The following is a 17686-nucleotide window of genomic DNA, read 5'->3' as shown; positions in this document are numbered from 1 at the left end:
GTCCTGGTCGAGAGGCTGGTGCCCTTCATGGTAGAGGAAGTCCGCGTGTCCGGGCAGCTCCGCCCCACAATGATCATCAGCTTGATTCCGGAGGCGCTGAATTGCATAGTAAGGTAGCCGGATTCGCTTGGAGAAAACATGAGAAGGAATCGCGGGATGTGGCGCCTGGCGCTGCCCCTCATGCTGTGCGCATGCGCGGGGCCGGCGCAACAGCACACACCGCAGCAGCACGTGCGCATCGTCGAGGTGGCCGACGGCTGGGCGGCCAACTCGGTCAATGCCGTGGTGTTCCGCAAGAACTCCCTGGTCACCCACGCAGGCCACCAGTACATCGCCTTCTACGACGCCGCGGGCAGGGTGGTGCTGGGCAAGCGTGCTTCCGGCGCCCCGGACTGGCAGCTGGCGCCCACCCAGTACCTGGGCAATGCGAAGGACGCGCACAACAGCATCAGCATCATGGTCGACGGCGCCGGGACCCTGCACGTGGCCTGGGACCACCACAACGGCCGCTTGCGCTACGCCCGCGGCACGGCGCCCGGTGCGCTGAGCCTGGGCCCCCAGGAAGCCATGACCGGGGTTGATGAGGCATCCGTGTCCTATCCGGAGTTCTACCGCAGGCCGCAGGGCGATGTGCTGTTCATGTACCGCGACGGCGGCTCCGGCCGCGGCAACCTGGTGCTGAACCGCTACGACCCGGCCAGCCGCACCTGGCAGCGGCTGCAGGACAATCTCCTGAGCGGAGAGCGCAAGCGCAACGCCTATTGGCAGGCCTTCGTCGACGCGACCGGGACCCTGCACCTGTCCTGGGTATGGCGCGAATCGCCCGACGTCGCCAGCAACCATGACCTGGCCTATGCCCGCTCGCGCGATGGTGGACGCACCTGGGAGCGCAGCACCGGCGAGCGCTACAGCCTGCCGATCACGGCGGCCAGCGCGGAAGTCGCGGCCCACATCCCGCAGCGCAGCGAATTGATCAACCAGACCGCGATGGCGGCCGACCGCGACGGCAACCCGGTCATCGCGAGCTACTGGCGCAGTGTCGGCAGCGCCGTCCCGCAATACCGCGTGCTGCATCACGACGGCACGGCCTGGCGCTTGCACGATCTCGGCTTCCGGACGGCGCCCTTCTCGCTGTCCGGCCTGGGGACCAAGGCGATTCCGATAGCGCGGCCGCAGATCCTGGTCGATGGCGCGGGCGCGGCGCCGGGGGCCTGGCTGGTGTTTCGCGACGCGGAGCGCGGCAACAAGGTGTCGGTGGCCTGCACGGGCGACCTGCGCCGTGGCGGCTGGCAGGTGTTCGACCTGCTTGACCAGGCCATGGGTGCGTGGGAGCCGAGCTTCGACACCGAGTTGTGGCGCCAGTCCGGCCGATTGAACCTCTACCTGCAAACCGTCCACCAGGCCGATGCCGAAGGTGTCCTGCCCGCCGGGCCGACCCGGGTCGGCGTACTGGAATGGACCCCCGCATGCCCACCCCAACCATGAACCACATGAACCTCAAAACAAGCTGTATCGGCCTGCTGGCGACACTGAGCTTCGTGCTCGGTGGCTGCGCGACGCCCCCTCCCTCGGACACCGGCGTCAGGCGCAGCGAAGTGGTCGCCATCATCGACAAGGTCAACACCCACTGGCAGTCGACGACGCCGGCGAAGCAGTGGGCCTTCTGGGACGTCGCCGCCTACCACACCGGCAACATCGAAGCCTACCGCGTGACCGGCAACGAGCGTTACCGACGCTATTCCGAGGAGTGGGCCGAGCATAACGCCTGGATGGGGGCGAAGTCGAACGACCGGGCGCGCTGGAAGTACAACTATGGCGAAACCGATGAACACGTGCTGTTCGGCGACTGGCAGATCGCGTTCCAGACCTACGCCGACCTGTATCAACTGGACAAGGACCCGCGCAAAGGTCTACACAAAATCTCCCGCGCCCGCGAGGTCATGGAATACCAGATGAGCACCCCCCACAAGGATTACTGGTGGTGGGCGGACGGCCTGTACATGGTCATGCCGGTCATGACGAAGATGTACAACATTACCGGGAACCGCCGGTACCTGGAGAAGCTGCACGAATACTACGAGTACGCCAACAGCATCATGTACGACCCGGAGGAGCAGCTGTACTACCGCGACGCCAAGTACGTCTATCCGAAGCACAAGAGCGCCAGCGGCAAGAAGGATTTCTGGGCCCGCGGCGATGGCTGGGTGTTCGCAGGACTGGCCAAGGTGCTGGCCGACCTGCCGCAGGACGATCCCCACCGCGCGGCCTACATCGCGCGCTACCGGGCGATGGCCGCTGCCATCGTTCGCAGCCAGCAGCCCGAGGGCTACTGGACCCGCAGCATGCTCGACCCGGCGCACGCACCGGGACCGGAGACCAGCGGCACCGCGTTCTTCACCTACGGGCTGCTGTGGGGGATCAACAATGGCATGCTCGCGCGCGGCGAATACCTGCCGGCGGCGCAGCGCGGCTGGCGCTACCTCAGCAGCTTCGCGCTGCAGGCGGACGGCAAGGTCGGCTACGTCCAGCCGATCGGCGAGCGCGCGATCCCCGGACAGGTCGTGAACCAGCACTCGACGACGCCCTTCGGCGTGGGCGCCTTCCTGCTGGCCGCGGCGGAAATGGCGCGCCTGGCCGACCAATAACAGAGACAAGTTAGAACATGGAACGACGACACTTCATGCGTGCGTTGGCCGCTGCGCCGGCCGCGCCAGGCATGCTCGCGGCAGGCCAGGCATTCGGCGCAGCGCCAGCCGAAGGGGAGCGCGACTACCAGCTGCGCCTGCTGCAGCGGATGGCCGAGCCGGTCCTGACCCTGATGTCGAAGGGGGAACTGAAAAAGAAGTTCGCGCTCGAAGTGAGCCCGACCTGGGACGGGCGCGACCGCTCGGTCGCCTACCTCGAGTGCTTCGGGCGCCTGATGTCGGGCATCGCTCCGTGGCTCGCCCTGCCGGTGGACGGCACCCAGGAAGGCAAGCTGCGCCAACGCCTGCAGCAGATGGCGCTGCAAAGCTATGCCAACGCGGTCGATCCGCGCAGCCCCGACTACCTGACATGGAAGGGCGAGGGCCAGGCGCTGGTCGATTCCGCCTATTTCACCAATGCCCTGCTGCGTGCGCCCAAGGTCTTGTGGGAGCCGCTCGACGCTTCCACCAAGGCGCGCGTCATCGCGGAAATCAAGGGCCTGCGCCGGGTCGAGCCCCCGTACACCAACTGGCTGCTGTTCGCCGCGATGAACGAAGCCTGGCTGCTGTCGATCGGGGAAGAGTTCGACCCGATGCGCATGAACGGGGCGATCCGCAAGATCAACGAGTGGTACATCGGCGACGGCTGGATCAGGGACGGCAAGGACTTCCACTTCGACTACTACAACTCCTACGTCATGTATCCGATGCTGCTGGAAGTGCTGGACGTACTGGCCGCGAAGAAGGGACCGTTCTGGCAAGCCAAGCCGCAGGAACTGCTGGCGCAGGCGACCAGGCGCGCGCAGCGTTACTGTGAACACCTGGAGCGTTTCGTGGGCCCCGACGGCAGCTATCCGCCGATCGGCCGCTCGCTCACCTACCGCACCGCCGCCTTCCAGCCGCTGGCCCTGCTGGCCTGGCGCAAACAGCTTCCGGCCTCGCTGCCGGAAGGGCAGGTGCGCGCCGCGCTGCATGCGGTACACCGGGCCATCTGGGATGCGCCCGGCAACTTCACGCAAGACGGCTTCCTGACCATCGGTTTTCGCGGCCACCAGCCGGACCTGGGGGACTGGTACTCGAACAACGGCAGCATGTACATCGCATCAAGCAGCCTGCTGGCCCTGGGACTGCCCGCCAGCGACACCTTCTGGACCGCGCCAGGACAGGATTGGACCCAGAAGAAAGCGTTCAGCGGCCGCAGCTTCCCGAAGGACTATCCGGTTACGTACTGACACAGGGCTGGCACGACGACGGTTGATACATGGGACCACATGGCCAGCCCCAACGCGGCCGTGGCCGCCAGCGCCAGGAGTAGCCGAAACAGCCGGCGCGAAGCGATGTTGCGCTGAACGGTGAGGTGGTGCATGTGTTCCTCCTGATCCAGTTTGTGCGCTCAGTCAACATATCACGTCGGAACAAGTGGTAAACGGCGCTCTCGTTTCAGCTTAGAGACTGTGGTCGGGATCGCTTCTGTTCCAGCGCAAGCACCGGTCTGCGCGTTCCGGCCGCGCATAGTAGACTGGCAAGACTCTTCATCCTGCGTCCACCCTGCGTACATCCTGCGCCTTCCCATGTCCACACCACCTTCGCACCCGTCCGCAGCGCTGTCCGCACCGCCGGCCGCGGTGATGCAGATCCTGTTTTCGGTCGCCTTTGTTCACCTGTTGAACGACTGTGTGCAGGCCGTCCTGCCCGCCATCTATCCGCTGCTCAAGCAGGAATTCGCGCTCAGCTTCACCCAGATCGGCCTGATCACGCTGAGCTTCCAGTGCACCGCCTCGATCCTGCAGCCGTGGATCGGCCTGTATACCGACAAGCGCCCGATTCCCTTTCTGCTGCCGGCCGGGATGTGCGTCACGCTGCTCGGCGTGGCGCTGCTGGCCACGGCCGGCAGCTTCGGCATGCTGCTGCTGGCGGCCGGCCTGATCGGCGTCGGTTCCTCGACCTTCCACCCGGAAGCCTCGCGCGTCGCGCGGCTGGCCTCGGGCGGGCGCTTCGGCTTCGCGCAGTCGCTGTTCCAGGTGGGCGGCAACCTCGGTTCTGCCTTCGGGCCGCTGCTGGCCGCCGCCATCATCGTCGGGCAGGGACAGGGCAGGATCGCCTGGCTGATGCTGCTGGTGCTGCTGGCGGTGGCCGTGCTGGTGGGCGTCAGCCGCTGGTACGCCGGCCACCTGCGCAGCGTGACGAAGAAGATCGCCGTGCATGCCGGGCCGGGTTTGTCGCGCGGGCGCGTGGTCTGGGCCTTGACCGTACTGGCGTTGCTGGTGTTCTCGAAGTACATCTACATGTCCAGCCTGTCGAGCTACTACACCTTCTACCTGATCGAGAAATTTGGCGTCACGGTGGAGTCGGCGCAGATGTACCTGTTCCTGTTCCTGGCGGCGGTGGCGGCCGGCACCTTCGCGGGCGGGCCGATCGGCGACCGCATCGGCCGCAAGCGCGTGATCTGGTTCTCGATCCTGGGCGCGGCGCCGTTCGCGCTGGCGCTGCCCTATGCGAGCCTGTTCTGGACCGCGGTGCTGTCGGTGGTGATCGGGCTGGTGATGTCGTCGGCCTTCTCGGCCATCGTGGTGTTCGCGCAGGAGCTGGTGCCGGGCAAGGTGGGCATGATCGCCGGCCTGTTCTTCGGGCTGATGTTCGGCATCAGCGGCATCGGCGCGGCCGCGATGGGGGCCATCGCGGACAGCACCGGCATCGAGTACGTGTACCGGATCGCTTCGTACCTGCCGCTGCTGGGGATCCTGGCGGTGCTGCTGCCGCGCACCGACGCGCCGCCGCGCTAGGCATGCAAAAAATATTTGCACCGGGGCGCTCAGGTGCAAATATTGTTTGCACGCCCGTCAGAGCGCGCCGATGGCTTCCTTGAGCTGGGCCAGGCGCGCGGGATTCACGCAGTAGCACACGCGCTGCACGTCGGCCGAGCCCTCGATCAGGCCCGCTTCCTTGAGGATCGACACGTGCTTCGAGATGGTCGAGGGCGCCAGTGGCAGCACGTCGGCCAGGCTGCCGAAGTAGCAGTCGCCGTGCTGGATGAGGTGGCGCAGCAGCTGCAGCCGGGCCGGGTGGCCGATGGCCTTGCACAGGGCGGCGAGGTCGTCGGTGTCGATGTCGGACGGCGCCGGCGTCGCCGCCGGGCCGCAGCAGGAACTGGTCATGTGCGCTTTCGATCTGTTGAAGCTGCGAGGATAGGAAGCCGCCGCCGCGCCGTCAAGTGCCCGCGATTTCCGCGGTGCCCGCCATGGCCGCGGGCTTGACCGCCGACAGGTAGAGCAGCAGGGAAGCCAGCGCGCAGCCGAACAGCACCAGCGGCAGCACGAGCTTGCCGGATGCGCCCGACAGGATCGCCGCGGCGATCAGCGGACCGGCCGCCTTCGAGAGCAGCGAGGGCGCCGCCAGCGCGCCGGTGATCGCGCCGTAGTGGCGCGCCCCGAACAGCGCGCGCGGCAGGGTGCCGCGGATGATCGTCAGCACCCCGTTGCTCATCCCGTACAGTATGCAGAACAGCGCGACCGCCCAGGCCCGCGTGCCCAGCAGCGCCAGCGCCAGCAGGCCGAAGGGCAGGGTCGCGAACACGAAACGTCCCACCGCCTGCGGCGCCTTGTCGCGCGCCAGCGTGCGTTCGCCGATACGGCCGGCCACCTGCATCGGCCCCACCAGGGCGGCCAGCAGCACGGCGGTGGCGGCGCTGTGGCCGAGCGACTGCAGCAGCGGGATCAGGTGCACCGCCAGCGCGGAAAAGATGAAGACGTTCGCCGAGAAGGCCAGCGCCAGCTTCCAGAACGCCGCATGGCGGACCGCCTCGGCCAGCGTGTGGCTGTCGCGCGGCGCGTCGGCGCAGGCGGGAGGACGCGGCGCGTCGTGTCCCAGCCACAGGTGCAGGGGCAGGCACACCGCCAGCTGCAGCGCTGCGTAGGCCAGGTAGGTGTCGCGCCAGCCCAGCTGCGAGGCGATGGCCAGCGTCATGGGCCAGAAGATGGTGCTGGCAAAACCCGCGAACAGGGTCAGGTTCGAGATCGCACGCGGTGCGCCGGCCTCGATCTTGCGGTTGATGGTCGCAAAGGCGGCTTCGTACAGGGTCAGCGCCATCGCCAGGCCGATGACGGTCCAGGCGCCGAAGTAGGCGGCGGCCGTCGTGCAGCGCGCCATCCAGGCCAGGCCGAGCGCGCTGGCGATCGAGCCGGCGGCCATCACGTAGCGCCCGCCGTGCCGGTCGACCAGGGCGCCGACCGGGGTCGCGGCGACGCCGGCCACCAGCAGGCTCCAGGAAAATGCGGCGAAGGCGGTTTCGGCGGAGATGCCGAGCTCGCGCTGGATCGCCGGCGCCAGTACGGCGAAGGCGTAGTACAGCGATCCCCATGATGCGATTTGCGTGAAGGCGAGGATGCCGATGGTCTTGCGGGCGGATGACAAGCTGTTCTCCTGGAGCGATGGCGGACGCTCAGCAGCACGTGGCTTCCGCAGCCTTCACTGTACAGCAGGACGTTGCCGGCTGCTGGTAGACCCTGCGGGTATTGCAGACACCGGTCTCGGGCAGGTCGAGCTGGACATCATCCGCGGCAGTCAAGTCACCCGCGATGGCCGCCACCACCGAGCGCACCTGCTCGTAGCCGGTGGCCATCAGGAAGTTCGGCGCGCGGCCGTAGCTCTTGGCGCCCACCGCGTAGTAGCCGGTCTCCGGATGGGCCAGTTCGCGGTGGCCGTGCGGGCGTACGCTGCCGCAGCTGTGTTCGTTCGGATCGATCAACGGGGCCAGTGCATCGGTGCTCTCCAGCCATGGGTCGAGGCGCACGCGCAGCTCGCGCGTCAGCGCCAGGTCGGGCCGCGCGCCGGTGGCGCAGACGATTTCGTCGATCGCCTCGATGGTGTGTCCCACCGCGTCGGTCACCGTGATACGGCCGGCCACCTCCTTCACGTGCACGATCGGGAATTCCTGGCGCATCTCCAGCTGGCCGTTGTCGCGCAAGGCCTGCAGGCGCTGTCCCAGCCGGCCACGGGCCGGCAAGCCGTCGGCATCGCCGCCGCCGAACACGCGCGCCAGCTGGCTGCCGCGCGTGGCCCATACCAGCCGGGTGCCGGGATGGTCCGTGGCCAGCTGCGCCAGAGCCAGCAGGGTGCCGGCGGCGGAGTGGCCGGCGCCGACGACCAGTACCCGCTTGCCCGCATAGCGCGCCAGCTGGGTACCCAGCACGTCCGGCATGCCGTAGGCGATGCGCGCGGCCAGCGCCGCTTCGCCGATTGCCGGGATGCCGTTCGCACCCAGCGGATTCGGCTGCGACCAGGTGCCGGTGGCGTCGATCACGGCACGGGCAAGGAACTCACGCGCGCCGTCCGGCGTGTCGGCACGGAGCAGGAACGGCGCTTCGCTGCGGCCGCGGGTCTTGACCTTGTCGGCGCCGGCGCGCGAGATCGCCGTGACGCGGTGCCGCAGGCGCAGGGCGCCGGCCAGGGCGGGGAGGGTGGCCAGGGGTTCCAGGTACCCAGAGAGCAGCTCGCCGGCGCTCGGCAGCGCGTCCGCTGCCGGCATTTGCCAGCCTGCCTCTTCGAGCAGGCGGCGCGCGGCCTTGTCGACGTTGTACTGCCATGGCGAGAACAGCTGGACGTGGCGCACGCCGGCGAGATTGGCGCCGACGCCGCTGCCGGCTTCCAGCAGCAAGGGCGTCATCCCGCGTTCGAGCAGGTGGGCGGCGGCGGCAAGGCCGACAGGTCCGGCGCCCAGCACGGCGACGGGAAGGGTGGTATCGATCTGGTTCATGCTTGTCTCCTCTGGATGGGTTGAATATTCGCTATTCGTCGTTTAACGAATAAAGAATAAAGCGTTTGCCATCGAGCTGTCAAATTATTTCGATAATCTTCGAAGGGTCGCCATCCTATCCCTTATAATTCGAGAACCATGGAAACCAAACACCTCCAGATGGACACCAGCGCTGCGATCGCGGCACTGGCCGCACTGGCCCAGGACTCGCGGCTGGCTGCCTTTCGGCTGCTGGTGCAGGCAGGCCCGGCCGGCATGGCAGCCAGCAAGATTGCGGAAGCGCTCGGCATTCCCGCGTCCTCGCTTTCCTTCCACCTGAAGGAGCTCAGCCACGCCGGCCTGATCGCGCCGCGCCAGGAAGGGCGCTTCATCATCTACGCGGCGCAGTTCGACACCATGAACGGCTTGCTGGCCTTCCTGACCGAGAACTGCTGCGGCGGCAATCCCTGCACCCCGGTCTGCGCACCGGCCTGCGACACCACCTCCTGAAAGATTCCATGAACGTCCTGTTTCTTTGCACCGGCAACTCCTGCCGCTCGCTCATCAGCGAAGCCGTCTTCAACCACCTGGCCCCGGGCGGCTGGCGGGCGCTGAGCGCCGGCAGCCAGCCGACCGGCAAACTGAACGAGAAAGCGCTTGCCCTGCTGGCCAGCAAAGGCATCTCTACCGAGGGCTACTACAGCAAGTCCTGGGACGACCTGCCGGTAACGCCGGACATCGTGGTCACCGTCTGCGCCAGTGCCGCCGGCGAGACCTGCCCGGCCTATCTCGGCCCGGTGATGCGCACCCATTGGGGCGTGGACGACCCGAGCCATGTCGAAGGGAGCGCGGAAGAAATCGACGCCGCCTTCGAGCGCGCCTATGCGATCCTGCGCGCCCGCATCGAAGCCTTCCTGGCGCTGCCTCTGGTCGAGCTGGAGCAAGACCGTGTCCGCTTCAAGGCCGAGCTGGACCGCATCGGCGGCCTGCTGCCGGCGTGAAGGGGGACCGAGCTTGCTACCCGCTTTCCTGATCTTCCTCGCCACCCTGATCCTCGTCATCTGGCAGCCGCGCGGCCTCGGCATCGGCTGGAGCGCATCGGCGGGCGCCGCCGTCGCGCTGCTTGCCGGCGTCATCCAGGTAAGCGACATTCCCGTCGTGTGGAACATCGTGTGGAACGCCACCGGTGCTTTCGTGGCCGTGATCATCATCAGCCTGCTGCTGGACAAGGCCGGCTTCTTCGAATGGGCGGCGCTGCATGTGGCGCGCTGGGGGAATGGCAATGGGCGGCGCCTGTTCATCCTGCTGGTGCTGCTGGGGGCGGCGGTGGCCGCACTGTTCGCGAACGACGGCGCGGCGCTGATCCTGACGCCGATCGTGATCGCGATGCTGGCCGCGCTGCGCTTCTCGCCCCGGGCCACGCTGGCCTTCGTGATGGCCGCCGGCTTCATCGCCGACACCGCCAGCCTGCCGCTGGTGGTGTCGAACCTGGTGAACATCGTCTCGGCCGACTACTTCGGCATCGGTTTCGCGCGCTACGCCGCCGTGATGGTGCCGGTGAACCTGGTGTCGGTGGCCGCCACGCTGGGCGCGCTGCTCTGGTTCTTCAGCAAGGACATTCCGCAGGACTACGACCTGGCCCAGCTGCGCCTTCCCGGCGAAGCGATCCACGACCGCGCTACGTTCGTTGCCGGCTGGTGGGTGCTGGGCATGTTGCTGGCCGGCTTCTTCTGGCTGGATGAAGCCGGCGTCCCGATCAGCGCCGTCGCGGCGCTGGGGGCGCTGGTGCTGTTCATCGTCGCCGCGCGCGGCCACAGGATCTCCACGCGTGCGGTATTGCGCGGCGCGCCGTGGCAGGTGGTGGTTTTTTCGCTCGGCATGTACCTGGTGGTCTACGGACTGCGCAATGCCGGCTTGACCGACTACCTGACCGCGCTGCTGGAGCGCTGCGCGCAGTACGGTGTGTGGGGTGCCGCCCTGGGCACCGGCATGATCACGGCGCTGCTGTCCTCGGTCATGAACAACATGCCCACGGTGCTGGTCGGTGCGCTGTCGATCGACGCCACGTCCACGACCGGCGCGGTGCGCGAAGCGATGATCTACGCAAACGTGATCGGCAGCGACCTCGGTCCGAAGATTACCCCGATCGGCAGCCTGGCCACGCTGCTGTGGCTGCACGTCCTGGCGAGCAAGGGAATCGCGATCTCGTGGGGCTATTATTTCCGGGTCGGCATCGTGCTGACGCTGCCGATCCTGCTCATCACCCTGGCCGCGCTGGCGCTGCGCCTCAGCTGAAAGGACCAAGCATGGACAAGATTCCCAATCTGCCGAACATCAATCCGGACCAGCTCGACATGCCCAGCATGGACAAGCTGGCGCAGGTCGGGGACATGAGTCACCCGCCGCGCATCCTGCTGCTGTACGGCTCGCTGCGCGAGCGTTCGTTCAGCCGCTTCCTCACGGAGGAGGCGGCGCGCATCCTCGCGCACTTCGGCGCCGAGGTGAAGATCTTCGACCCCATGGAATTGCCGATGGCCGGCAGCGTGCCCGAGACCCATCCGAAGGTGGTGGAGCTGCGCGCGCTGTCGCTGTGGTCGGAAGGGCAGGTGTGGTGCAGCCCCGAGCGCCATGGCGCGATCACGGCGGTGATGAAGAACCAGATCGACTGGATCCCGCTGGAGCAGGGCGCGTTGCGCCCGAGCCAGGGCCGCACGCTCGCGGTGATGCAGGTGTGCGGCGGCTCGCAGTCCTTCAACGTGGTAAACACGATGCGGCTGCTCGGACGCTGGATGCGCATGTTCACGATCCCGAACCAGTCCTCGGTGCCGATGGCCTACAAGGAGTTCGACGACGAAGGCCGGATGCGCCCGTCGGCCTATTACGACCGGGTGGTCGACGTGATGGAAGAACTCTTCAAGATCACGCTGCTCATGCGCGGACGCACCGACTACCTGACCGACCGGTATAGTGAGCGCAGCGAGCGCGCGCTGCGCAAGATCGACGCGCAGATCGCGCGGCTATAGAGGCAACAGGGGCGGCGATGACACCGGTACGTGTGCAACTGAGCAGGAAGAAAGGCTGGAAGCTGCCGCCGGACACGGTCTCGGTGGCGCGTCCCGGCCGCTGGGGCAATCCGTTCTCGGTGGTGCCGGACGCCGTGCCGGGCACGCCGGTGGGCGCCCGCTATACCGCGATGCCGAGCGTGGCGGAGGCGGTGGCGGCCTACCGGCGCTGGATCGAGGAAGATCCGGCCGGGCGCCAGCTGGCGGCCGAAGCGCGGGCCAGGCTGCGCGGCCTGAATCTCGCCTGCTGGTGCCCGCTCGACGGTCCCTGTCATGCCGAAGTCCTACTCGACATCGCAAATCGGAGCGCCTGAAAAACCCCTCATTCTGCGTTGCATCGTCTCGCCGTACTAGCGTACTGTCTTCGTGGTCCGCCACTGCGACGATGCGCCTTGCCTGAGTGGCTTTTCAGACGCTCCAAACTGATTACTTGGCCGCGACCACGCTGCCGATGCCCGACACCGACTTGTTCACCACGCGCGGATTGCCGTAGTAGGTGAGCTCGCCCATGCCGCGCACGTTGGCGTTGAGCTTGTTCTTGGCGGTGATCTTGACCGAACCGATGCCTTCGAAGCTGACATTGGCGTCCTGTGCAATCAGGGCCTTGGTGTCGACTTCGCCCACGCCCTGGGCGCGCAGGCGCAGCTGGCGCACTTCGCCATCGATGGCCAGGCGGCCGGCGCCGCGGTAGTTGACGTCAAGGCGCTCGCCGCGAATGTTCTTCAACTGCATCAAGCCGGCGCCTTCGCCCTTGAAGGTATGCAGCGCCGGCAGCGTGACGATCACGCGGTCGTCGCTGTCGATATTGGTGCGCTTGCTTTCCTTCATGTCCAGGCGCAGCTCGCCATCCACCACTTCGCTGGTCACACGCTCGATGAAGCGCGGGTCGCCCTCGATCCTGAGCGAATACGATTTGCCGGCTTCTACCACCAGGCTGACCGCGCCATGCATGGAGATGCCCTTGAACGGCGTCACACTGCGTACTTGCTCATCAGCATGGGCGGACCAGGAAGCGAGGGACAGGACGGTGGCGAGGATCAGGCGTTGCATGGCGGTCTCCGGTAAGTGGTATGCGTCCATTGTAGGGAGACGCTTGGCGCCGGCGTGCCGTTTGCGACGAACTGCAAGAATGCGAGGGTGGACGGTGGCGAAAGCGGAATATGCGTATCACGCAAGTGAGAACGGCCGCGATCAGGCGTGGTGTCAATACAACAATGTGCGCTGCTGCACATTTGTCCTGCCAGATCGCAAAAAATGCGTGCGCACGATTGCGCACGTGACAATATTGTCGAGGAGTTAAGGCTATAATTTTCTTGTCTACTCGCTAACCGATATCATGCATATCTCAACTGTTACCCTGCCTGAAATGAAGCTTGCCGGACTGCCGCTGGCAGGTCCAATGTCGGTTCTGGAGACGGATTTGAAGGACACCTGGAGCGCCTTCCTGGAACGCGAAAGCGAACTGGGCGACACCAACGGGCTGCGCTACGGCGTGAGCTTGCAAGACAAGGACGGCGTGCGTGTCGAATGCGTCGCGGCCGAAGTCAATGACCTCAACAAGCTGCCGCCGGGCATGATCGGCATCCGCATCCCCGGACGCCGCTACGCGATGCTGACCCACCGCGGGCCGGTGACACGCGTGCAGGCCACCTACCTGACAGGCTACGCCGCCATCGAGCAGCTGGGCATGATGCAGGACGAGGAAGGCTGGCGCATCGAGCGCTACGACCGGCGCTACACGCCGATGCTCGATGACGGCAACCGTCCGGACAACGCCTACGACATCCTGATCCCTCTGCTTTAAAAAATTGGTGCCGGTATATTTCCCGACCGCCGGCGCCGGTAGGGCGGCTTGCACCGCCAGCATCCCTTCCCAAGGACACGTGCATTCTGCCTGCCGATTGTGACAGGCGTTTGACCTGCGCCCGCAACTCAGGGAATGTCGTCGACCTGCCTGTCGCCCGGTTCCTCGTGGGTCGCGGCGAACAGTTCGTTTGTCGCGCATTCCACGATGTCGTCGCGGCCGTCGTCGTCGATTTCCGGCGGGTGGAGCATGTCGTCGATCATGGCTCTTAATTCAGGCGTGTCCCAATCGACGCCGGCGCGCCCGCAGCGCTCGATGTAGTTGAGCACTTCACGGTTCTGTGCCGGGCTCAGCGGGAGCCCATGCCAGGACTGCTTTGGAGATAAATCGGTTTTCATCATGACCTCACTTCGTGGACCGGCCGCGCCAGTCCACTATACGCCGCATCGCAGCAGCGCGCGCACGGGATCGATATTTCAGTAAAGCTAACGCGCGCTGTTCCGGAAGTCGCCCAGCTACACTCGACTTGGTAGACATCGCACGATGTCAAACAATCAGCCAAGGTTGCACGGCCGGGTCCGATTCTGCAGCCCGAAACCATTGAAAACCAGGAGAACTTCATGCAGAAGAAATTGCTAGCGATTACCGTTCTAGCCGCCATGTTCAGCGCAGTCGGTGTGCAGGCCCAGACCAGCGGCCAGAGCGCGACCGGTTCCGGTGCGGCCAAGCTGAGCACGGCGGACAAGAAAGGGCTCATGGACATGGCCATCGCCAACATGGCCGAAGTCGAAACCGGCAAGCTGGCGCTGAGCAAGAGCCAGAACGCCGAGGTGAAAACCTTCGCCCAGCAGATGATCGACGACCACGGCAAGGCCCTGTCCGAGCTGCAGACGCTGGCCCAGGCCAAGGGCGTAACCCTGCCGACCGAACTCGACGCCAAGCACAAGGCAATGGCGGCCAAGCTGGAGAAGCTCAGCGGCGACGCCTTCGACAAGGAATACATGAAACAGGCGGGCCTGAACGATCACAAGGCCACCCATGCCAAGCTGCAGAAGATCAGCAAGAGCGCCAAGGATCCCGAGGTGAAGGCCGCGGCCGACAAGACCATCCCGACGGTCGAGCAGCACCTGAAGGCGGCCCAGCAGATGTCGGTGGCCAAGTCCGGCACCACGTCCGGCAAGTAAGCAATCCACAGGCTGGCAAGCAGCAGCCTGTGACCACGCAGTAAGCCGGCGGCCGGTGGCTGCCGGCCTGCACGCACGCATCAAGGAGAACCCCATGCAAAAAACGCTGCGTATTCATCATCGTCACCGCCTGCTTGCGCTGTCGTTCGCCGGCGCGCTATTCACCGCGGGCGCCGTCCAGGCCCAGGCAGTCACGCAAGGCACGGCGCCTGCCGCGGCCGCGGCGAAGACCACGGCCGGCCCGGCCACCGCTACCCCGGCGGCCAAGCTCGACCGTTCAGACCGCAAGGCGCTGATCGAGATGGCGCAGGCCAACATGGCCGAAATCGCCGCCGGCAAGCTTGCGCTCACCAAGGCCGTCAATCCCGAGGTCAAGGCCTACGCCCAGCGCATGGTCGACGAGCACACCAAGACCCTGGCCGAGGTACAGGCGCTGGCCCTGGCCAAGGGCGTCGAGCTGCCCAAGGAGCTGACCGTCAAGCACAAGGCCAAGGGGGCGATGCTCGAGGCCCTGAAGGGCGATATCTTCGACCGTACCTACATCAAGCAGTCGGGCCGGCGCGACCACCGCGTCACGCACGAGCAGCTGAAAGACAACATGGACAAGATCAAGGACCCGGATATCAAGGCCCTCGCCATGAAGATGCGTCCGGTGGTCGAGCAGCACCTGTTGGCGGCGGACGAGCTGATTGCCCGCACGGCGCGCAACGCCACCGGCACCGCGGGCACGCCGGGCAACGACACCAGCACCATCACCGGCAAGGAACCGATACCGAACAAGAAATAGGGCGAAGCGCCTTTTCGCTTCCCGCCGATGCGCCCGGTGGCAATCTCGATCCCGACGATTGCGAAGGCGCCGCCGCGTTTATACTGTCGGCATGAACGCGCCTATTTCCCCTGTCCGCTGCAGCTGGGCCAACATGGCCAATCCCCGCTATATCGCCTACCACGACCACGAGTGGGGTGTGCCCTGCCACGACGAGACCACGCTGTTCGAGATGCTGAACCTCGAAGGCGCCCAGGCCGGCCTGTCGTGGGAGACCATCCTGAACAAGCGCGATACCTACCGCATTGCGTTCGACGGATGGGATGCCGCAACAATCGCGCGCTACGACGACGCCAAGGTAGTCGAGCTGCTGGCCAACCCGGGAATCGTGCGCAACCGCCTGAAGGTGGCGGCCGCCATCACCAATGCGAAAGCCTACCTGGCGATGCGCGAGCAGGGCCTCACGCTGGATGCCTACCTGTGGGGCTGGGTCGACGGCAAGCCGATCGTCAGCAACTGGCCGGACGGGTCGCGCCCCGCCAAGACCGAGCTGTCCGACCGCATCTCGAAAGACCTGTCCAGGCGCGGCTTCAAGTTCGTCGGCTCGACCATCATCTACGCCTACCTGCAGGGCGTCGGCGTGGTCGACGACCACGACAGGGCGTGCTTCCGCCACGCCGGGCCCCGGTAGGCGGACGATGTTCGACCTGGGCCCGCACTGGCGCGGCCGCGAGCGCTACACGGTGCTCGCTACGGCCAGCAGCGAGGACACGGTGCGCAAGCTGCAGCTGGCCTGGCGCCTTGACGCAAACCGGCCGGCACGCCTGCACATCGTGGCGCTCGCCCCCGATCGGCAGCCAGGCTTCCACCGCATTCCCCAGGACGATCCGCGCCTGACCCTCACCTTGCTCGCCGCACCGCTCGACAGCGCATTGGCGCAGCTCGGGGCGCAGCCGGACGCCGTCCTGCTCAATGGCGTCGCCGGGACCGGGTTCGTGCGGCCGCTGGCACGCATCGTGGCCGCCGGCGCGCGCCTGTTCGCGGGTGCACTCGACGGCGAACAGCGCGCCGCGCTGCAGGCCCAGGGATTCGTTTTCGAGGGCGATACCGGGCACGCCGTCTTCGCCAGCCGCAAGCCGCGCCTGCCGGTTGCGGCAGTTCCGGAGCGCCGCGCCATCGTCATCGGCGCCGGCCTGGCCGGCTCCGCCGCCTGCGCCAGCCTGTGCGCGCGCGGCTGGCGGGTGGCGCTGGTCGAGCGTCACGCGTCGCCCGCGATGGAAGCCTCGGGCAACCTGGCCGGCATCTTCATGCCGCTGCTGTCGCGTGACGATAATATTCCAACCCGCCTGACGCGCGCCGCCTACCTGTACGCGCTGCGCGCCTGGCGCCAGATGGGCGGCATCGGCGGCGCCATCGAAGGGCAGGCCTGCGGCGTGCTGCAGCTGGCGCGCGATTCCAGCCACGCCGAGGTTTCGCGTGTCATCGCGCGCGAAGGGCAGTATCCGGCGGACTTCGCGCGCTGGCTCGAACGCCCCGAAGCAGAAGCGCTGCTCGGATTGCCCGCGCCGGACGGCGGCTGGCTGTTCCCGCAAGGCGGCTGGGCGCGCCCCGGCAGCGTGTGCGACGCGATGCTGCAGTCCTGCGGCGAGCGCCTGGTGCGCCGTTTCGGCGCCGGCACGGTCACCTTGGAGCGCGCTGGTGAGGAATGGCTGGTGCGCGGAGCAAGCGGCACCATCATCGCCCAGGCGCCGACCGTGGTGCTGGCCAACGGCGCCGGCGCGCGCAGCCTGGCGCAAGCGCGCGAGTTGCCGCTGGCGGCGCTGCGCGGGCAGGTGAGCCACCTGGACAGCAGCAGCGTGCCCGCCTTGCCGCTGGTGCTGTGCCGAGAAGCCTACCTGACCCCGACGCTTGGGGGCATTACCTGCGCCGGCGCCACCTACGATCTCGACGACGATCCGCAATTGCGTCTGTCGAGCCACGAAGAGAACATCGAACGCCTGCGCGGCCTGGTGTCCGACCCGGCCGCGGCCCAGGATGCGCCCCTGGCCGGCCGCGTGGGATTCCGCTGTGTGGCGCCGGACCGCCTGCCGCTGGTGGGCCGCCTGCCTGACTTCGCCGCCGCCGGCGCCACCGAGCGTCTGCGCGACGTGGCGCGCCACCCTGGCCTCCATGGGTTGCTTGGCTATGCCTCGCGTGGCCTGATCTGGGCGCCGCTGGGCGCCGAACTGCTGGCCGCGCAGCTGGAAGGCGAGCCGCTGCCGCTGGAGACGGCTCTGGTCGATGCGCTCGACCCGGCACGCTTCGTGCTGCGCGCGCGCCGCGCGCCACGGCACCAGCAATCTACCGACTGAAACTGTTGCGTTATCGCAATAAGTTACATTCCCCCATAAAGTGTCAAATCTTCGGCGGTATAATTGACTTAAGGTAACTTTTTCGGCCGAGACACCGGTCAATC

19 protein-coding genes are annotated in these 17686 nt (G+C 66.8%); 14 read left to right on the top strand and 5 right to left on the bottom strand.

Features of this window, described 5'->3' with window-relative positions; genetic code table 11:
• The first annotated feature begins 138 nt into the window (after positions 1-138).
• The 4 genes from AC56LU_RS17255 to AC56LU_RS17240 all read left to right on the top strand — a co-directional run bounded on the left by AC56LU_RS17255 (position 139) and on the right by AC56LU_RS17240 (position 5467).
• On the top strand, positions 139-1485 hold the full coding sequence (locus AC56LU_RS17255) for a BNR repeat-containing protein (protein ID WP_497176845.1): 1347 nt from the start codon (positions 139-141) through the stop codon (positions 1483-1485).
• Complete coding sequence (locus AC56LU_RS17250) at positions 1467-2645, top strand: glycoside hydrolase family 88/105 protein (protein WP_497176844.1); 1179 nt, start codon at positions 1467-1469, stop codon at positions 2643-2645. The genes AC56LU_RS17255 and AC56LU_RS17250 overlap by 19 nt, the downstream gene beginning before the upstream one ends.
• A gap of 17 nt (positions 2646-2662) precedes the next feature.
• Complete coding sequence (locus tag AC56LU_RS17245; RefSeq protein ID WP_497176843.1) at positions 2663-3916, top strand: DUF2264 domain-containing protein; 1254 nt, start codon at positions 2663-2665, stop codon at positions 3914-3916.
• A 339-nt stretch (positions 3917-4255) separates the two neighbouring features.
• Positions 4256-5467: an MFS transporter gene (locus AC56LU_RS17240; RefSeq protein ID WP_497176842.1), complete on the top strand. Its 1212-nt coding sequence runs from the start codon at positions 4256-4258 to the stop codon at positions 5465-5467.
• Between the two features lie 57 nt (positions 5468-5524).
• On the opposite strand, the gene AC56LU_RS17235 is transcribed toward AC56LU_RS17240, so the two are convergent.
• Genes AC56LU_RS17235 through AC56LU_RS17225 form a run of 3 tightly spaced genes read right to left on the bottom strand, consistent with a single transcriptional unit; the run spans position 5525 to position 8436 of the window.
• Positions 5525-5839, bottom strand: a complete 315-nt coding sequence (locus AC56LU_RS17235) for an ArsR/SmtB family transcription factor (protein ID WP_497176841.1) — start codon at positions 5837-5839, stop codon at positions 5525-5527.
• A 52-nt stretch (positions 5840-5891) separates the two neighbouring features.
• Positions 5892-7094 carry an MFS transporter gene (locus tag AC56LU_RS17230; protein WP_497176840.1) on the bottom strand — a complete coding sequence of 401 codons (1203 nt, stop codon included), beginning with the start codon at positions 7092-7094 and terminating at the stop codon, positions 5892-5894.
• Positions 7095-7122: 28 nt separating this feature from the next.
• Positions 7123-8436: an NAD(P)-binding domain-containing protein gene (locus tag AC56LU_RS17225; protein ID WP_497176839.1), complete on the bottom strand. Its 1314-nt coding sequence runs from the start codon at positions 8434-8436 to the stop codon at positions 7123-7125.
• 159 nt (positions 8437-8595) lie between these two features.
• Here AC56LU_RS17225 and AC56LU_RS17220 point away from each other — a divergent pair, with 159 nt between their 5' ends.
• From AC56LU_RS17220 to AC56LU_RS17200, 5 genes are read left to right on the top strand one after another with little or no spacing between them, the layout of a single operon-like run.
• Entirely contained in the window at positions 8596-8925 is a 330-nt protein-coding gene (locus AC56LU_RS17220; RefSeq protein WP_497176879.1) for an ArsR/SmtB family transcription factor, read from the top strand.
• Positions 8926-8933: 8 nt separating this feature from the next.
• Positions 8934-9416: an arsenate reductase ArsC gene (locus AC56LU_RS17215; RefSeq protein ID WP_497176838.1), complete on the top strand. Its 483-nt coding sequence runs from the start codon at positions 8934-8936 to the stop codon at positions 9414-9416.
• 13 nt (positions 9417-9429) lie between these two features.
• Positions 9430-10710 carry an arsenic transporter gene (locus AC56LU_RS17210; RefSeq protein WP_497176878.1) on the top strand — a complete coding sequence of 427 codons (1281 nt, stop codon included), beginning with the start codon at positions 9430-9432 and terminating at the stop codon, positions 10708-10710.
• An 11-nt stretch (positions 10711-10721) separates the two neighbouring features.
• Positions 10722-11438, top strand: coding sequence for an arsenical resistance protein ArsH (gene arsH, locus AC56LU_RS17205; RefSeq protein WP_497176837.1), 717 nt, complete (start codon positions 10722-10724; stop codon positions 11436-11438).
• 17 nt (positions 11439-11455) lie between these two features.
• On the top strand, positions 11456-11791 hold the full coding sequence (locus AC56LU_RS17200; RefSeq protein ID WP_497176836.1) for a DUF4326 domain-containing protein: 336 nt from the start codon (positions 11456-11458) through the stop codon (positions 11789-11791).
• Between the two features lie 112 nt (positions 11792-11903).
• Here the strand turns inward: AC56LU_RS17200 and AC56LU_RS17195 are convergent, their stop codons facing one another.
• Entirely contained in the window at positions 11904-12527 is a 624-nt protein-coding gene (locus AC56LU_RS17195; RefSeq protein WP_497176835.1) for a GIN domain-containing protein, read from the bottom strand.
• Between the two features lie 286 nt (positions 12528-12813).
• Here AC56LU_RS17195 and AC56LU_RS17190 point away from each other — a divergent pair, with 286 nt between their 5' ends.
• Positions 12814-13281 carry a GyrI-like domain-containing protein gene (locus AC56LU_RS17190; RefSeq protein WP_497176834.1) on the top strand — a complete coding sequence of 156 codons (468 nt, stop codon included), beginning with the start codon at positions 12814-12816 and terminating at the stop codon, positions 13279-13281.
• A 128-nt stretch (positions 13282-13409) separates the two neighbouring features.
• On the opposite strand, the gene AC56LU_RS17185 is transcribed toward AC56LU_RS17190, so the two are convergent.
• Entirely contained in the window at positions 13410-13682 is a 273-nt protein-coding gene (locus tag AC56LU_RS17185) for a hypothetical protein (protein ID WP_497176833.1), read from the bottom strand.
• 219 nt (positions 13683-13901) lie between these two features.
• Here AC56LU_RS17185 and AC56LU_RS17180 point away from each other — a divergent pair, with 219 nt between their 5' ends.
• The 4 genes from AC56LU_RS17180 to mnmC1 all read left to right on the top strand — a co-directional run bounded on the left by AC56LU_RS17180 (position 13902) and on the right by mnmC1 (position 17582).
• Positions 13902-14465: a DUF4142 domain-containing protein gene (locus AC56LU_RS17180; RefSeq protein ID WP_497176832.1), complete on the top strand. Its 564-nt coding sequence runs from the start codon at positions 13902-13904 to the stop codon at positions 14463-14465.
• Positions 14466-14559: 94 nt separating this feature from the next.
• The gene (locus tag AC56LU_RS17175) at positions 14560-15252 is read left to right on the top strand and encodes a DUF4142 domain-containing protein (RefSeq protein WP_497176831.1); all 693 of its coding nucleotides are present in this window, start codon (positions 14560-14562) and stop codon (positions 15250-15252) included.
• A 133-nt stretch (positions 15253-15385) separates the two neighbouring features.
• Positions 15386-15922, top strand: coding sequence for a DNA-3-methyladenine glycosylase I (locus AC56LU_RS17170; RefSeq protein ID WP_497176830.1), 537 nt, complete (start codon positions 15386-15388; stop codon positions 15920-15922).
• 7 nt (positions 15923-15929) lie between these two features.
• Positions 15930-17582, top strand: coding sequence for an FAD-dependent 5-carboxymethylaminomethyl-2-thiouridine(34) oxidoreductase MnmC1 (mnmC1, locus tag AC56LU_RS17165; protein ID WP_497176829.1), 1653 nt, complete (start codon positions 15930-15932; stop codon positions 17580-17582).
• Positions 17583-17686: the final 104 nt, after the last annotated feature.

It is taken from the genome of Telluria sp. PB2R4, assembly GCF_059685695.1.
The sequence above is the reverse complement of the archived record's forward strand: the minus strand, read 5'-3'. Positions and strand labels throughout refer to the sequence as shown.

Coding starts and splice junctions, on each gene's coding strand:
- AC56LU_RS17175 (WP_497176831.1), top strand. CDS start 14,560: ATGCAAAAAACGCTGCGTATTCATCATCGTCACCGCCTGCTTGCGCTG.
- AC56LU_RS17255 (WP_497176845.1), top strand. CDS start 139: ATGAGAAGGAATCGCGGGATGTGGCGCCTGGCGCTGCCCCTCATGCTG.
- AC56LU_RS17250 (WP_497176844.1), top strand. CDS start 1,467: ATGCCCACCCCAACCATGAACCACATGAACCTCAAAACAAGCTGTATC.
- AC56LU_RS17170 (WP_497176830.1), top strand. CDS start 15,386: ATGGCCAATCCCCGCTATATCGCCTACCACGACCACGAGTGGGGTGTG.
- AC56LU_RS17200 (WP_497176836.1), top strand. CDS start 11,456: ATGACACCGGTACGTGTGCAACTGAGCAGGAAGAAAGGCTGGAAGCTG.
- arsH (WP_497176837.1), top strand. CDS start 10,722: ATGGACAAGATTCCCAATCTGCCGAACATCAATCCGGACCAGCTCGAC.
- AC56LU_RS17180 (WP_497176832.1), top strand. CDS start 13,902: ATGCAGAAGAAATTGCTAGCGATTACCGTTCTAGCCGCCATGTTCAGC.
- AC56LU_RS17185 (WP_497176833.1), bottom strand. CDS start 13,682: ATGATGAAAACCGATTTATCTCCAAAGCAGTCCTGGCATGGGCTCCCG.
- AC56LU_RS17245 (WP_497176843.1), top strand. CDS start 2,663: ATGGAACGACGACACTTCATGCGTGCGTTGGCCGCTGCGCCGGCCGCG.
- mnmC1 (WP_497176829.1), top strand. CDS start 15,930: ATGTTCGACCTGGGCCCGCACTGGCGCGGCCGCGAGCGCTACACGGTG.
- AC56LU_RS17225 (WP_497176839.1), bottom strand. CDS start 8,436: ATGAACCAGATCGATACCACCCTTCCCGTCGCCGTGCTGGGCGCCGGA.
- AC56LU_RS17220 (WP_497176879.1), top strand. CDS start 8,596: ATGGACACCAGCGCTGCGATCGCGGCACTGGCCGCACTGGCCCAGGAC.
- AC56LU_RS17195 (WP_497176835.1), bottom strand. CDS start 12,527: ATGCAACGCCTGATCCTCGCCACCGTCCTGTCCCTCGCTTCCTGGTCC.
- AC56LU_RS17235 (WP_497176841.1), bottom strand. CDS start 5,839: ATGACCAGTTCCTGCTGCGGCCCGGCGGCGACGCCGGCGCCGTCCGAC.
- AC56LU_RS17190 (WP_497176834.1), top strand. CDS start 12,814: ATGCATATCTCAACTGTTACCCTGCCTGAAATGAAGCTTGCCGGACTG.
- AC56LU_RS17215 (WP_497176838.1), top strand. CDS start 8,934: ATGAACGTCCTGTTTCTTTGCACCGGCAACTCCTGCCGCTCGCTCATC.
- AC56LU_RS17240 (WP_497176842.1), top strand. CDS start 4,256: ATGTCCACACCACCTTCGCACCCGTCCGCAGCGCTGTCCGCACCGCCG.